This is a genomic window from Maribacter sp. C-4077 (assembly GCF_055378385.1).
Genome location: NZ_AP038807.1, coordinates 2288053 through 2301704, shown reverse-complemented (window position 1 = coordinate 2301704; position 13652 = coordinate 2288053). Strand labels below are relative to the sequence as shown.

General features: G+C 40.7%; 15 protein-coding genes. 3 read left to right on the top strand and 12 right to left on the bottom strand.

The features are described from left to right. Positions 1-3: 3 nt before the first annotated feature. Complete coding sequence (gene tamL / locus ACZ41C_RS09915) at positions 4-2325, top strand: translocation and assembly module lipoprotein TamL (protein ID WP_464561094.1); 2322 nt, start codon at positions 4-6, stop codon at positions 2323-2325. A gap of 34 nt (positions 2326-2359) precedes the next feature. Here tamL and rfbD read toward each other — a convergent pair whose 3' ends face one another. The 3 genes from rfbD to ACZ41C_RS09900 all read right to left on the bottom strand — a co-directional run bounded on the left by rfbD (position 2360) and on the right by ACZ41C_RS09900 (position 6067). Beyond that, on the bottom strand, positions 2360-3226 hold the full coding sequence (rfbD, locus tag ACZ41C_RS09910) for a dTDP-4-dehydrorhamnose reductase (protein ID WP_464561092.1): 867 nt from the start codon (positions 3224-3226) through the stop codon (positions 2360-2362). A 9-nt stretch (positions 3227-3235) separates the two neighbouring features. Further along, the gene (gene rfbC / locus ACZ41C_RS09905) at positions 3236-3784 is read right to left on the bottom strand and encodes a dTDP-4-dehydrorhamnose 3,5-epimerase (protein ID WP_272635522.1); all 549 of its coding nucleotides are present in this window, start codon (positions 3782-3784) and stop codon (positions 3236-3238) included. A 507-nt stretch (positions 3785-4291) separates the two neighbouring features. Beyond that, a complete protein-coding gene (locus ACZ41C_RS09900; protein WP_464561089.1) occupies positions 4292-6067 on the bottom strand; it encodes a MutS-related protein in 1776 nt (591 codons plus the stop codon). Positions 6068-6753: 686 nt separating this feature from the next. Between ACZ41C_RS09900 and ACZ41C_RS09895 the strand changes: the two genes are divergently transcribed. Together ACZ41C_RS09895 and ACZ41C_RS09890 are read left to right on the top strand one after the other, a co-directional pair. After that, positions 6754-7509, top strand: a complete 756-nt coding sequence (locus ACZ41C_RS09895) for an SDR family oxidoreductase (RefSeq protein WP_464561087.1) — start codon at positions 6754-6756, stop codon at positions 7507-7509. Between the two features lie 48 nt (positions 7510-7557). Next, positions 7558-8169 (top strand): TetR/AcrR family transcriptional regulator, encoded by a 612-nt coding sequence (locus ACZ41C_RS09890; RefSeq protein WP_464561085.1) that lies wholly within the window; start codon positions 7558-7560, stop codon positions 8167-8169. 97 nt (positions 8170-8266) lie between these two features. On the opposite strand, the gene ACZ41C_RS09885 is transcribed toward ACZ41C_RS09890, so the two are convergent. The 9 genes from ACZ41C_RS09885 to ACZ41C_RS09845 all read right to left on the bottom strand — a co-directional run bounded on the left by ACZ41C_RS09885 (position 8267) and on the right by ACZ41C_RS09845 (position 13611). Continuing rightward, positions 8267-8623, bottom strand: a complete 357-nt coding sequence (locus ACZ41C_RS09885; protein WP_464561083.1) for an MmcQ/YjbR family DNA-binding protein — start codon at positions 8621-8623, stop codon at positions 8267-8269. Between the two features lie 116 nt (positions 8624-8739). Then, positions 8740-9063 carry a Dabb family protein gene (locus ACZ41C_RS09880; protein WP_317129170.1) on the bottom strand — a complete coding sequence of 108 codons (324 nt, stop codon included), beginning with the start codon at positions 9061-9063 and terminating at the stop codon, positions 8740-8742. 95 nt (positions 9064-9158) lie between these two features. Beyond that, the gene (locus ACZ41C_RS09875) at positions 9159-9782 is read right to left on the bottom strand and encodes a DUF4230 domain-containing protein (RefSeq protein ID WP_464561081.1); all 624 of its coding nucleotides are present in this window, start codon (positions 9780-9782) and stop codon (positions 9159-9161) included. Beyond that, complete coding sequence (locus ACZ41C_RS09870; protein ID WP_464561079.1) at positions 9775-10134, bottom strand: DUF4260 domain-containing protein; 360 nt, start codon at positions 10132-10134, stop codon at positions 9775-9777. Before ACZ41C_RS09870 ends, ACZ41C_RS09875 begins: the two co-directional genes overlap by 8 nt. Further along, positions 10131-10883 (bottom strand): cyclase family protein, encoded by a 753-nt coding sequence (locus ACZ41C_RS09865; RefSeq protein WP_464561077.1) that lies wholly within the window; start codon positions 10881-10883, stop codon positions 10131-10133. Before ACZ41C_RS09865 ends, ACZ41C_RS09870 begins: the two co-directional genes overlap by 4 nt. Before the next feature lie 32 nt (positions 10884-10915). Further along, the gene (gene hemW / locus ACZ41C_RS09860) at positions 10916-12082 is read right to left on the bottom strand and encodes a radical SAM family heme chaperone HemW (RefSeq protein ID WP_464561075.1); all 1167 of its coding nucleotides are present in this window, start codon (positions 12080-12082) and stop codon (positions 10916-10918) included. A gap of 99 nt (positions 12083-12181) precedes the next feature. Next, complete coding sequence (locus ACZ41C_RS09855; RefSeq protein ID WP_464561073.1) at positions 12182-12538, bottom strand: four helix bundle protein; 357 nt, start codon at positions 12536-12538, stop codon at positions 12182-12184. Positions 12539-12573: 35 nt separating this feature from the next. Beyond that, complete coding sequence (gene ruvC / locus ACZ41C_RS09850; protein WP_464561071.1) at positions 12574-13131, bottom strand: crossover junction endodeoxyribonuclease RuvC; 558 nt, start codon at positions 13129-13131, stop codon at positions 12574-12576. Positions 13132-13134: 3 nt separating this feature from the next. Then, complete coding sequence (locus tag ACZ41C_RS09845; RefSeq protein WP_464561069.1) at positions 13135-13611, bottom strand: energy transducer TonB; 477 nt, start codon at positions 13609-13611, stop codon at positions 13135-13137. Between the last annotated feature and the right edge of the window lie 41 nt (positions 13612-13652).

Genomic DNA, 13652 nt, shown 5'->3' with positions numbered 1-13652 from the left:
ACTTTGAAAACGTTCCACGTAAAATACGCGCTCTTCCCCCTATTGGTAATGTTCCTCTCCGCCTGTAGTGTTGAGAAGTTCATTCCTGAAGGAGAAAAACTATATACGGGTGCCACTTTAAAAGTGGATACCATTGGTGACATTAGGGACCTTAAAAATATCGAGAGGGAATTAACAACTTTAATAACCCCTAACCCAAATACCAAGTTTCTAGGTATGAAACCGGCACTTTTTTTTCATTACAAGGCGCAAAGGGAGCGTCCAGGTTTTATATATAAATTCCTAAACAATTCTTTTGGAGAAGAACCTGTATACTTCTCTGAAATAAATCCGGAACAAGTAGAGGAGCTCTTATTGAACCGATTGGACAATAACGGTTACTTTTACAGTAAATCAAGCTCAGAAGCCATCATAGGGGATAAAAAGGCTTCGGTCAATTATGGTATTTCCATTCAAGAACCCTACACCCTTGGGAACTATCAATTGGATAGGGATTCGCTTCCTATTTATAGGGAGTTGGAAAAGCTAATTGTAGAAACCCCATTAAAAAAGGAAGACAGATTCGACCTTGACCTGTTAAAAGCGGAACGGGAAAGGCTTGACAATGGACTGAAACAGAAAGGGTATTACAACAGCCAAGCCAATCTTTTGATTTTTGAGGCGGACACCAATCAGTATAAGGACAAAAAGTTTGACCTGTTCCTTAGACTTAAAAAAGAAGTCCCTAAAAAATCAGCCATTCCATTCACAATAGACTCCATTACCGTTTTCCCGAATTATTCTATAGAAGGCGACACCATACCCGTTTCTAACCAAAAGAAAACCACCGTAAACGGAACTGATTTTATCCAAAACGAATTTTACTTTAGACCCGAATTATTGGAAACCTACTTACTCTTTAAGGAAGGTGACCTATATGATGCCAATACCTCTAAGATTACCAGCAATAGGCTTTCTTCATTGGGCAGTTACAAATATGTGAATATCCAATATACAGAACTGGACACTACCATGACCGATGGTGACGGGGGTTCCCTTGCTGCCGATATTTATTTGGCCCCTTTAACGAAACGTTCCATTCGGGCAGAGGTGCAGGCCGTAACCAAATCCAATGGTTTTACCGGACCCGGAATACAACTGACCTATAGTAACAGAAATTTGTTCAAGGGAGGCGAAACACTTAGTTTATCCACGAATTTTTCCTATGAATCGCAGCTATCTTCAGGAAACAATTCAAGTCTGAGCAGCATTGCCTGGGGGGTCAAGGGAGACCTAATATTCCCCAGATCCATTCCCTTTTCCCCAAAAAACTTTAGATATTCCGTGCCTAAAACAAAAATTTCTGCTGGTATCGATTACTTGAGACGTAGTCAGCTGTTCACCTTGAGCTCCATCAACGGGTCCTTTGGTTATACCTGGAAGGAGAACAGGTATGTGTACCATCAATTGGACCCCGTAAGCCTGAGCTATGCGAGATTAACGAACGTCACGGAGGATTTTCAGGAAATCCTGGATGACAACCCCTTTTTAAGACGCAGTTTTGAGCAAAGGTTCATCGCCGGATTGTTATATGGATTTACCTATGATGAAGTTTCTGATTTGGAAAAAGACTACCCAATATTCTTCTCCACCAACCTGGACATTGCAGGAAATCTTTTCAGTTTGATCGATGGAGGTTCGGGGACCATCATCGGTTCTGAGTATGCCCAATATGCCAAATTGGATGCAGACTTTAGGTTTTATTTGCGTTGGGGCAATGATCAAACCTTGGTATCGCGTGTCTATGCAGGGTGGGGCGTACCCTATGGCAATAGCGAAACCTTACCTTTTGTAAAACAGTTTTTTTCTGGAGGGCCCTATAGTGTCAGGGCCTTTAACATTCGATCCCTAGGTCCCGGGAATTTTAATGCCCAACAAGAAGATGCCACTACCGATTATTTCGATAGGTCCGGAAACTTGGTGCTAGAAGCAAATTTGGAGTATCGGTTCCCAATAGTATCCTATCTAAAAGGTGCTTTCTTTGTTGATGCGGGAAATGTTTGGTTGACCGGAAGCTATGAGGATTTAGAAGCGGACCAACAACAAAGTGCAGCTTCCAATTCGTTGTTTACTGATGGGAAATTTGAATCCGATTGGATTAGTGAAGTAGCTGCCGGATTTGGATTTGGAGCGCGGGTCGACATTCAAAACTTTGTAATTCGTTTGGACTTGGCATCACCGTTTCGCATTCCTTACCGACCAGAAAACGACCGATGGAATATTCCATTTTTTGGGGATAAAGGGAACAGAATGACACTGAATTTTGCTATTGGATACCCTTTTTAGGAGTTGCTCTTTGGCACCTACAAGGCTATAAGGACTATTCCATAAATTTGGATACCTCTGCAAGACTTCTTCTCCAATGTCGTATGCGCAAATGCAATACATGCTTGATTTTGCTTTTGTCCAAAACACTATAGCTGGGTCGCTCAGCTGGCGTTGGATAGTCTTTGGAACGGATGGGTCTTAGGTCTACCTCAATATGGTTGATTTCGAAGATGGCCGCCGCAAAATCGTACCAACTGGCCACGCCTTCATTGCTAAAGTGATAGATTCCATACGCGTCTATTTCCTCCGAAATGATTTTTAGGATTACTTCGGATAGATCATGTGCCGATGTGGGCGTGCCCACTTGATCGAAAACGACCGATAACTGATCCCGTTCCATACCATATTTGAGCATGGACTTAAAGAAGTTATGACCATATGCCGAATACAACCAAGAAGTACGTATGATAAAATATCGCTCCATATTCCTTACTACCTCCTGTTCGCCCTTGAATTTGGAATGTCCATAAATACCCAATGGACGGGGTCTATCAGTTTCCAAGTAGGGAGTATTTTTTGTGCCATCGAAAACAAAATCCGTAGAAATGTGTATTAAAACAATGTTGTATGCATGGCAGGCTTTTGCTAGATTTTGGGCACCCTGCTGATTTATGAGCAAGGCTCTTTCCGAATCCTCCTCTGCTTTGTCCACTTGGGTATAAGCAGCACAATTGACACAATAATCAAAGCTGTCCTTATTTAAAAATTCCGTGACTGCCTCTAGGTTCGTAATATCCAAATCCTTCGAATTAGCGAATTCAAATTCAATGCTCTCATCAATTGGTTGAACCAATTTTTGTAAGGTTGTTCCCAACTGACCCGAACTTCCGGTCACCAATACTCTTTTTTTACGCTGCATCTATAGGGCTTAATGGATTACCAAATCCTTGAATTGAGGAAGTATTTGATCTTTCTCGGAAATGACAAGTTCGCTATCGGATAATTCCCAATCGATATTCAGGTTAGGATCATTATAGATGATTCCCGCCTCGGCCTTTGGGTCGTAGTAATTATCACACTTGTAAAAGAAGGTTGCCGTATCACTAAGGGTCACAAAACCATGTGCACATCCCCTTGGTATAAAAAGATGTCTATAATTTTCTGAGGATAAAATTGTTTTGAATACGTTTCCATACGTTGGGGAATCCTTTCGGATGTCCACCGCCACGTCCAACACCTTTCCCTGAAGCACCCTTACTAGTTTTGCCTGGGCACTTTCACCTTTTTGATAATGCAGCCCGCGCAACACCCCTTTTGTGGAAAATGATTGATTGTCCTGAACAAAATTCACCATAAAGCCTGTAAGCTCAGCATACCTTTTTTGATTAAAACTCTCGAAGAAATACCCCCTCTGATCTTCAAAGACCCTAGGTTCCAATTCATAACAGTCCTTTATGTTTGTTTCTTTAATTTGCATCTACACTTTCAGCCAATGAAATGTACAGTAAGTTTGCTTCTTCTAAATTTCACACGTGCAAGATACTTACTTTTTGGGAAGTTGGTTTTGAAATATGCCAAACGTAAACCTCAACTAAAAAAATAAGCCGATAGGGATATCGGCTTTTGAAAGATTCGGGGGAAACTACCTATGGTAGTTATACTTTAGGGAGCTATAGGAGTTAGGGTGCTTAGAATTATTTCCTTTCTGTTGATACTAACATCACAAATCTGATAAATACAATGTGATCTTGATATTTCTAAATAGCCCAGGGATTTTTTGAGTTTACTTCGCTTATTCATCATAGTTTGTATTTAATTATGAAACAAATATAAAGTCGTGCAAAGAGAACATGAGGACTCTCAAGATGAAACCCCAAATTACTGTAGACGAATGGTAAATTACCTTAGATTATGATCTTAATTAAAAAAGTTTAAATAGGAGAACCTGCAATCACTAAGTTTGGATATATAAACAAGGTATTGGCTACTCGCCTATGATATCCATTTTCCTTAATAAAAAAGAGGCGTTCATGTTCTGGCAGATGCCCTTTTTGAAGGTATAGTCAAAATGAAGTTCGTCATTCACAATCTCCGCATCAAAATAGTAGTTTTTAACCTTTGATAGTTTCTTGGCCACCTCGCACAAGCTTAGGTCATGGGTGGCAATGATCCCCGCAGCACCCGAAGATACCAAACGCTCCACGAACTTCCTTGAGCCTGCGGCCTTATCCGTACTATTGGTGCCTTTGAGAATCTCGTCCAAGACAACGAAATAGCGATCCTTTTTTATTTCGTCCACAATGAACTTTAGCCTTTTCAATTCTGAAAAGAAGTAGGAGGCGTCATCGGTTAGGGAATCTGATGTACGCATACTGGTGATCAGTTTTATGGGACTATATTCCATGGATGCCGCACATACCGGAAGGCCAATATTCGCCATCACTATCTGCAAGGAAACCGTTCTCAAAAAGGTACTTTTGCCGGCCATATTGGCGCCCGTGATGATAAAGAAATCGGTTTGGCCAATTTCGTAATCGTTTCGTACACATTTCTTGGGGTCCAGCAAAGGATGCCCGGCCTGCTTCGATTTAATGCATATTCCATTTTCCTTAAGAATTGGAAAGGTATATTCCGGATGGTTGAAGACAAAATTCCCCAAGCTATTATGGGCATCGAAAAAGGCGATACAATCGAACCAAACAACCATAGATTCCTTGTGTTCAGAAATCCACTTTTCAACCTTATATGCCGTATACAGGCCTCTTAAAAACAAGCCGTTTCCAAAAATGAGGTACAACAGGTTATTGTTTTGGTCTAAATCCGACAGTAAACCGGCGAATTCCCTAAGCACTACGGAGTTCTTTTTACCATGGCTTTGTATCCCTCCCTGTTTTTCCTTCAGTAGGGCCGACCCGAATTTTTGCGATTCGATGGCCGCCAGCAAACGATTATAGCGTTCGAATAAAGATTGGATCTTACTTGTGCCTGAAACGAGTTTGGTCATTTTTTTGGTAAAGGCACCTGAAATCAATAGCCCCAACAACAACCAGTAGAACAATACCGAAGTAGGTAGAAAACCCATAAGCAACAGGCCAAAAAACAGAATACTGCCTCCGGTGTACAGCCACGGTAAAAATCGCATAACACCCGGAACAAAGGGCCTGTAACTGGTTATCCAGTGCAATGCCGTTTGGGTGGTTACTTCCGCCTTCGACAACGCCGCGGTGGCGGCAAAATCCTGTCGCCATTTGGGGATTTGAGCCAATTCCTTCATTGACTCTTGTTTTGCTTCAATTCGGTCCACAGTGTTTTCCTTTAGTATGGAAGCTAAGAGTAGGCCGCCTTCCGGAAGGATGCTTCTGTTCAGATACTGAAAAAAGGAACCCCTGCCAAATAGATCAATATCCTGACTATAAAAATGGGTATCGTCCTTAAATTCATCTCCTGTTGGAAGGTTTTTATAGTCCCTGTTTAAAACCTGGATCTCGGTTTCATTGATAGCGATCAATCTTTTGAGCTTGTCCCTTTTATACTGTAAATCGGTATGCCTAGAGACCAAATAAAGAAAAATGACGATGGCAACGACCAAAACTACCAGGACCATTCTGGTATACCCATACAAAAAATAAACACCAACAACCGCAAGTATGAAAACGACCAAACGAACGGTGCTGGAGGCGAGCAATTGTGACTTTAACGTTTCCAATTGCCCCTGGTACGATTTAATTTCATCCTGATAAAAAGATAGGGGATCCCTCATGCCATTGCTTACTTCTGAAGTTTCAACAAAAGTAGGGTTTCAATTCCTAAGCAGGGAAATTTAGAGAGGATTGAATCAGTTTATAACGAGACTTTATTCTGTAATTCCAAATCGAAAACTTTGCAGAGCTGGTGGTGGCACGAGATTGGAGCATTATAAAACCCTTTGGTCGCAAAAATTAAAAGACCCCAAAGGTTTTAAAAACCTTTGGGGTCTGGTTGAAATAAACAAGATTCTCCTATGATATCCGAAGTTTGTAATTTCACATTCATATGATTACTTATTTGAAAACACTTCTCTTCAACAAGATTCTTTAAAGTTGTCACTTTAGAAGCGCAATAATCACTCTTGACATCTACCTATTGTAAACGGACGTAACCAATGAGCGCTTCACGAGCTTGACGCTCGCCAGCTTGGGGAAGTGCCGTTAATAATATATAACTATTTACCGGCCATTTATATGGAACGTAATGGATTATAAGCACATACTTTTTATAAACGGTATTTCTAAATTCAAAGTCCATTTTCGTAGGAGTAACCTAAGCACTAATTTTTATATAAGTTGTGAGCACATAATTTTATTTATAAAAAAGTCAAATTTTTATTTGGAACAATCATTCTATTATAACTATGTTTGTTATCGGAATGAACGTTCCAATATTTAAAAACATATAAAATTTAAAGAAATGAGTAAATTAAATGGAAAAATTGCAATTGTAACGGGTGGTAACAGTGGTATTGGTTATGCAACTGCCAAAGAACTAAAGAGTCAAGGTGCGACCGTTGTAATCACAGGAAGAAATTCTGAAAAAGTTCAATCAGCAGCCTTAGAACTTGGTGTTAGAGGATTGTTAGCAGATGTTGGAAATATTTCCGCTATCGCAAGTTTGGTAGACCAAGTAAAAAATGAATTTGAGAAGGTAGATATCTTGTTTGTCAATGCGGGGATTTTTCAACCATCTCCAGTTGGACAAATAAGCGAAGAGATGTTCGACCACCAAATGGGGATTAATTTTAAAGGTGCGGTATTTACTACTGAAAAGTTTCTGCCAATCTTAAATGATGGTGCATCCATTATTAATTTGTCCTCTGTAAATGCCTATACAGGAATGCCTAATACAGCAGTATATGCTGCTTCAAAAGCTGCATTAAATTCTTACACTCGAACTGCTGCAACAGAATTAGCTCCGAGAAAAATCAGAGTTAATTCAGTAAATCCAGGACCAGTTTCTACACCTATTTTTGGTAAAACAGGTATGGAAGAAGAACAATTGAATGGCTTTGCACAAGCAATGCAAAATCGTGTGCCACTTAAGCGATTTGGAAAGCCGGAAGATATCGCCAAATTGGTTTCGTTTTTAGCTTCCGATGATGCTTCATTTATAACAGGAAGCGAATACAATATTGATGGCGGCATAAATATTAATCCTCTTTTGAGTTAACTATTTTTTTGGATATATTTGGAACGATAGTTCCAATAAATTACTTTTGTGGAAGCTTATAATGCTTCCACTTTTTTTATGCCAAGAGTAAAAACATTTGACGAAAACGAAGTTTTGACCAAAGCAATGAATTTGTTCTGGAAACAAGGCTATTCTGCGACCTCTATTCAAGATTTGGTTAGCCACTTAGGTATTAATAGAGCCAGTTTATACGATACTTTCGGGGATAAAGAGCAATTGTTTAAAAAGTCCTTTGCTCTATATAGAAAATCAAATATGGAAGGTCTAATTCAGTTTTTTGATAGGCAACCAAATGTGAAGAACGGATTTTCTAAACTATTTGATTTTGCTATACAAGAATCAATACTTGACACGGAAGCTAAAGGTTGTTTTGTTGTAAATACTACCACAGAACTTATACCAAATGACAAAAGTCTCGTAAAGGTTATAGAGGAGAACAAACGTGATTTTGAAAATATTTTTTACGAGTACTTGAAAAAAGGAAAAGATAAAGGTCAATTAAAAACAAAGCAAGATTTGAGGTCTTTGGCATCTTTACTTTTTATGCTTTACAATGGCATAAAAGTGGTTTCAAAGATAAAACCTCAAAAACAAGAATTGAAAAATTCCATAGACTTGGCCTTGACTTTGATACGTTGAAGAAATCTGTGCTTACAGATATTTAAAAAGACCCCAAAGGTTTTAAAAACCTTTGGGGACTGGTTGCATTAATCAAGATTCTTCTTTCACTTACGTGTCATAAGGCATCATATTCGGCCCGAAGCATTTTTGGGAACTTCGCCACTACAAGGTCATAGGAATGGTCCGTAAGCTCCAGTACCAGTTTTGGTGGTAAGTTTTCTAGAAAAAGGGTATTCCAATGGATCTTGCTCATGTGATAGCCAGGAATGATCTGGCCGTCATACTGTTCCCTTAATTCCTCGCCACGATCGGGGTCACACTTTAGGTTCACTTGTGAGGGTACCCGTTCCAAGCCGCACAACGCAAACATTTTTCCCATGACCTTGAAAACGAGGGTCTTTTCGTCAAAAGGAAATCCTTCCGTTACGCCCTTTTTGGATAAGCAGTATTCCCGAAATTCCTCAATGTTCATTGCAAATAATACTATTTAAACCCTAAGGGAAAAAATGCAAATCTTTCTTCTAATTAAGTCCTCCCTTCACCTGTGCCGAGCGAAGTCGAAGCATTGGATGGGGTTGGGATAGGCTTTTATATACCTGTTGAGTCATAGACGATAACCTTCTCCCAAAGATGTTCTGATTCCTCGATGAAAAGTTTATGAGGGGCTTCATCTTGATAGGCTTGTTGTGCCTCGGCAGATTCAAAGGAAACCATTAGGGAAAAGGTAAAGGAACCGTCCACAACATCCCTGCTCGCTTTTGGCGGGGTCCCTATGAACTTGGTCTTGGCATACCCGGAATTGTCCAAAAATTTGGACAGGGATTTTACAAAGGCATCCCTATCGGCCTGACTATCTGGATTTTTCAACCAAAAAAATACGGTATGGTTGAAATTAGGATCGAATTCTTTCATGTTTTTTTTTGTTTGGCCAAAAGCCATGGTTGTAAGTACCAAAAATACTAAAGTTGTAATAGTTTTCATGTGATTGTATCCGTAGTTTGATAAGTTTAATGTTCGAGTAGTCTCTTGTCCTTTTCCGAAATATGCAAGGCGGAATAATCCAATTTCCAGCCAATGGTCTCCACGATTTTTTCAATGAGCATAACCGATTGTAAAGCTTCCTTCTTGGCGGTCTCCATGAGTCCGCTTTCCGGTATTTTTTCCCTGATATGCTTTTTTGCCTCGGTGTTGAGACTTGTCAAATCATCAGGGGTAAAGGTATTGAAAAGTCCGTTTTTAATATCATAAAATTCCAAATCGGGCTCAATCGACAAAACCTCAGGTTCTGGAAAATTGGATAGGATAATCTTCCTTTTGCCAGTATCGGCATGCATCAATATTTTATTAAGGTCGTATCCAATCTGTGCTTTCGCCTTAATGACGATGAGCGCCTTTTTTTTGCTGCTCAAAAGGCTCATAAACCGTTCCCGCGTATTTTCATACTTGTAGACTTCGGCAAAATCGCCCTCCACGGAAATCAACTTGCAGACACTGCGTATCTTTTCCAATAAAACGGTGGACTGATGCGTGGTAATTTCCTTGCTCTGTTTTTTTCGGAACAGGGAAAACAACCAGTACATGCTGATTCCGCCCAAAATAAGGCCCAAAAAGACATCAAGTATATTATCCATTCCTTTTTCCTATCTCCCCTAAATGGGTGTATTTAAATCCCTTTTCATATTTAAGTCCATACCCAAAAATCCGGTCCATAGATGCGTGCGCGAATAGTATGACCCCTATCATCTGAACGACCGGCATGGAAAGGTACATCCCCAGAAAATATAAAAGTATGGCAATTCCCTTATGATGGAAAAGATTATATGCAATGGCCCCAACCTTTTCGCTTATCAGATAACCGAGCATGCCAATATCAGGCGTTAGCAGTAGTACAAAAAATAACCACCACGGGTAGCCCAATAGTCCGTACATAAAGATGCCCAGCACGAACATGGCCACTTCCTCCAAACTCAATAAATTCCTCATACTTCGGTAATTTTAAACAACACTGGTCTGCTTGGGCTGGCATCATTCACGAACGGCGCTACCTGTAGGTTCAACAAATACATTCCGTCGGCTACCTCGTTGGGCACAAAAATAAATTCCGTAATGGTGGCCTCCTTTCGTATGTCGCCGTTCATGTTCCAAAAGGTTCGATGGCAACGCAAGGCACCGCCATCCCTTTCCTTATCCACGGATGGTAGGTCTACCAATAAATGGTCTATACCGCTGTTGACCAAAAATGCCATGGCATCCTCCATAAAATAAGGGGGATTGCTATTGGAATACTGTTTTGAGAACTTTTCCTTGGTGTTGGGCAAGGTGCGTACCACCAAGGCATTCGGTTTTGCCCCCTTCATGACATTGCTCAACTGATGCTTGGAAATCACAAAATCGTCCCCCAATTTTCCCGGGGCGATCGTAATGACTTCGGCCAAAAAAAAGTAGTTTTTCAATTTTTCGTTGACGGAATAGACCTCACGGGTAATATGGCCGTAGCACTCCGTGTGCGTGCCATGGGCATGGGGGTTGAACCAAATATCATTAAAATTGGTGCTTGCGCCCTGCTTTACGCTACCCGTAAAACCATGTTCCACATGCGGCTCGATCCTGGGATGGTCCACGTACCACGCATTCACATTGGAAATATCACCGGTCATGGGTATGGATAAATCCAAAGGTTTGGAAAGGTCTACTTGATAAGTCCTTTTTTTAATGGTTAGGGTCGCTTTCAAAACAATTGTAGATCGGTTACGTGGTTTGTTTGTTATGACAAGTTAATCATAAACAGATCAGCGGCAATTCCATCCGCCAAAAACTTCCCTTTTTTGGTGGTAGAAAGTACATTTTCCTCTAATACCAACAGGCCTTCTTCCCTGAACTTTTTGGATTGCATCAAAAGATAGTCCTTAAATTTTTCCCCATACTCTTTTTGGATTCGGGTTACGTCCACGCCCCAAATGGTTCGAAGGCCGGTCATGACATACTCGTTGTATTTATCCTTTGTGGACAAGGTTTCCGTTTCCATGGGAAGTTCCCCTTTTTCAAGTGCCTTTATGTATTTGGGGTTGTTGCTGATGTTCCACCCCCTGCGAATCCCGTCAAAGGAATGTGCCGATGGCCCGATACCCACATATTTCTTTTGCTGCCAGTAGGCCGAATTGTTCTGGGAAAAATAGCCCGGCTTGCCAAAATTGGAGATTTCGTAACAAATAAAACCTTCCTGCAGCAATGTTTCGTACAAGAGGTGAAAGTGCTCTTGGGCCAGTTCATCACTGGCAGGCCGAATCGATCCCTTGTCCACAAAATTGGCCAATGCCGTTTTGGGCTCTATAGTGAGCGCATAGCTTGAAATATGGGGCACTCCATAGGAAAGGGCCTTTTCGATGTTTTTTTTCCATCGGTCCAAGGTCATATCTGGCATGCCATAGATAAGGTCGATGGAAATATTGTCGAAATAGCGCACCGCATTTTTTAAGGATTCCGATGCTTCATCGGCAGAATGGGCACGGTTCATCAGTTTTAAATCGGTGTCAAAAAAAGATTGTATACCGATGCTCAATCGGTTGATAGGGCTTTTCGCGAGTGCCTGTATTTTTCGGAGCGAAAGGTCATCCGGATTAGCCTCCAAAGTAATTTCTGGCGTATCGACCACCTTATAATGCTTATAGACGGTCGAGATCAAATCATAGATTTCATCCAATTCCAGCACCGAGGGTGTGCCGCCCCCAAAATAGATGGTTTCCACGTTTTCAGTGGCGAATTCCTCCTTCCGTAATTCCAATTCCTTTTTTAAAGCGGTTATCATGGCTTCCTTTTTTCCCAGGGAAGTGGAAAAATGAAAATCGCAATAATGACAGGCCTGTTTGCAGAAAGGGATGTGGATGTACAAGCCCCCCCCGCCCCCAAAGGGGGAGCTATTTTCAGTATTCATACGAAGCTGATTTTCAAGAATCATTTAGCAATTAACAATAAGCAGTTAGCTATTAACAGTAAACAGTTAGCAGTATCATTATCATAATAATATTTTCAATTAACCTTTATTAATTCGTGTGGACTTCAATATTGAAAACATAATTCTAGATAATTCGTCCGCTCTTTCAAGTAAATCAACAGCAATACTTTTTTCTAAATAAAAAGAATCCTGAAGCAATCTCAACCAATACTTAGTTTCTAAACTTTCCTTGTAGGCAATGGATATCTTAGAAGAAAAGTCAGCTGTTGAAATAGCACCATTTGCCTCGGCAATATTAGCTCCAATAGAGGTTCCTGCACGAAGCAGCTGTTTTGAAAGAATGAATTCCCTTTTTTCATCGGTCAAAAATCTGGAAGTTTTTACAATCTCTAAAGCAAATAAATATGACTTTTCAGCTAATGGATTATTTTTCATTCATTGTTAATTGTTAACTGATAATTATTAATTGATTAAGTACCTCCAACCTTCCCCGGATTATTTTTTATGTAGGATTCCCACCCAGTATACGACTTCCCTACCTCCACCCTGCCTTCATTGTAGAAATGACAGACTGCTGCCGCAAGTCCGTCCGTGCTATCCAGATTTTGGGGGAGCGATTTTAAGGAGAGTAGGCTTTGGAGCATTTTGGCCACCTGCTCCTTACTGGCGTTCCCATTGCCCGTAATGGCCATTTTTATTTTTTTTGGGAGATATTCCGTTATGGGTATCTGCCTGGAAAGTCCCGCCGCCATGGCAACTCCTTGTGCCCTGCCCAATTTTAGCATGGACTGGACGTTCTTGCCAAAAAACGGTGCTTCGATGGCGATTTCATCGGGATGGTAGGTGTCAATGAGTTCAATGGTGCGGTCAAAGATCAATTTGAGCTTGGTGTAGGGGTCGTCATACTTTTTCAATTGCAGTTCGTTCATTTGTAGGAACTGCATCTTTTTGTCCACCACTTTTATTAGGCCGAAGCCCATAATCGTAGTTCCGGGATCTATCCCTAAAATGATTTTTTCTGTCGCCAAACCTTATTTGGTGTTTAGTTTTATGGGTATCTTAAATTTTGTTTTTACCGGAATGCCCCTTTTTAGGGCAGGGGCGATGGGAGGTATGTTCTTGAGACTTTGGGTGATAATACCATCGAATTCGGGCATTTGCCGTAGGATGGCCGCATCCTTGATTATCTTTATAACACTGATTTTTCCCTTCGCATCGATGACAAAGATAACATCTACCAGGGCCCCTTGGTCAGAATCTACGGTAAATTCAAATTCCCGCAAGGTATTTTCGAAATGGGTCGTCAATTGATGTTCAAAGCATTTTCTCTGGGCCTCTTTGCTGGCCGTTTCATCACATTCCTTAAACAACGGATAGGAATCCACGGAGTTCCAGTCCATTTCCCGAAGTTCCGCGTTAATCAATTCTTGGGTCCTTTTTTCCTTGGACTGGAAAAGGTTACAGGAACCCAAACTTAAAACGACCAACAATACCAATATGCGTTGCATGTCACCAATTCTATGGTGGAAATTACAAATTTTTGACGGGT

Excerpts from the sequence above, each read along its gene's own strand:
- rfbD (WP_464561092.1), bottom strand. The coding sequence starts at position 3,226 with ATGCAGCGTAAAAAAAGAGTATTGGTGACCGGAAGTTCGGGTCAGTTG.
- rfbC (WP_272635522.1), bottom strand. The coding sequence starts at position 3,784 with ATGCAAATTAAAGAAACAAACATAAAGGACTGTTATGAATTGGAACCT.
- ACZ41C_RS09900 (WP_464561089.1), bottom strand. The coding sequence starts at position 6,067 with ATGAGGGATCCCCTATCTTTTTATCAGGATGAAATTAAATCGTACCAG.
- ACZ41C_RS09895 (WP_464561087.1), top strand. The coding sequence starts at position 6,754 with ATGAGTAAATTAAATGGAAAAATTGCAATTGTAACGGGTGGTAACAGT.
- ACZ41C_RS09885 (WP_464561083.1), bottom strand. The coding sequence starts at position 8,623 with ATGAACATTGAGGAATTTCGGGAATACTGCTTATCCAAAAAGGGCGTA.
- ACZ41C_RS09880 (WP_317129170.1), bottom strand. The coding sequence starts at position 9,063 with ATGAAAGAATTCGATCCTAATTTCAACCATACCGTATTTTTTTGGTTG.
- ACZ41C_RS09875 (WP_464561081.1), bottom strand. The coding sequence starts at position 9,782 with ATGGATAATATACTTGATGTCTTTTTGGGCCTTATTTTGGGCGGAATC.
- ACZ41C_RS09870 (WP_464561079.1), bottom strand. The coding sequence starts at position 10,134 with ATGAGGAATTTATTGAGTTTGGAGGAAGTGGCCATGTTCGTGCTGGGC.
- hemW (WP_464561075.1), bottom strand. The coding sequence starts at position 12,082 with ATGAATACTGAAAATAGCTCCCCCTTTGGGGGCGGGGGGGGCTTGTAC.
- ACZ41C_RS09855 (WP_464561073.1), bottom strand. The coding sequence starts at position 12,538 with ATGAAAAATAATCCATTAGCTGAAAAGTCATATTTATTTGCTTTAGAG.
- ACZ41C_RS09845 (WP_464561069.1), bottom strand. The coding sequence starts at position 13,611 with ATGCAACGCATATTGGTATTGTTGGTCGTTTTAAGTTTGGGTTCCTGT.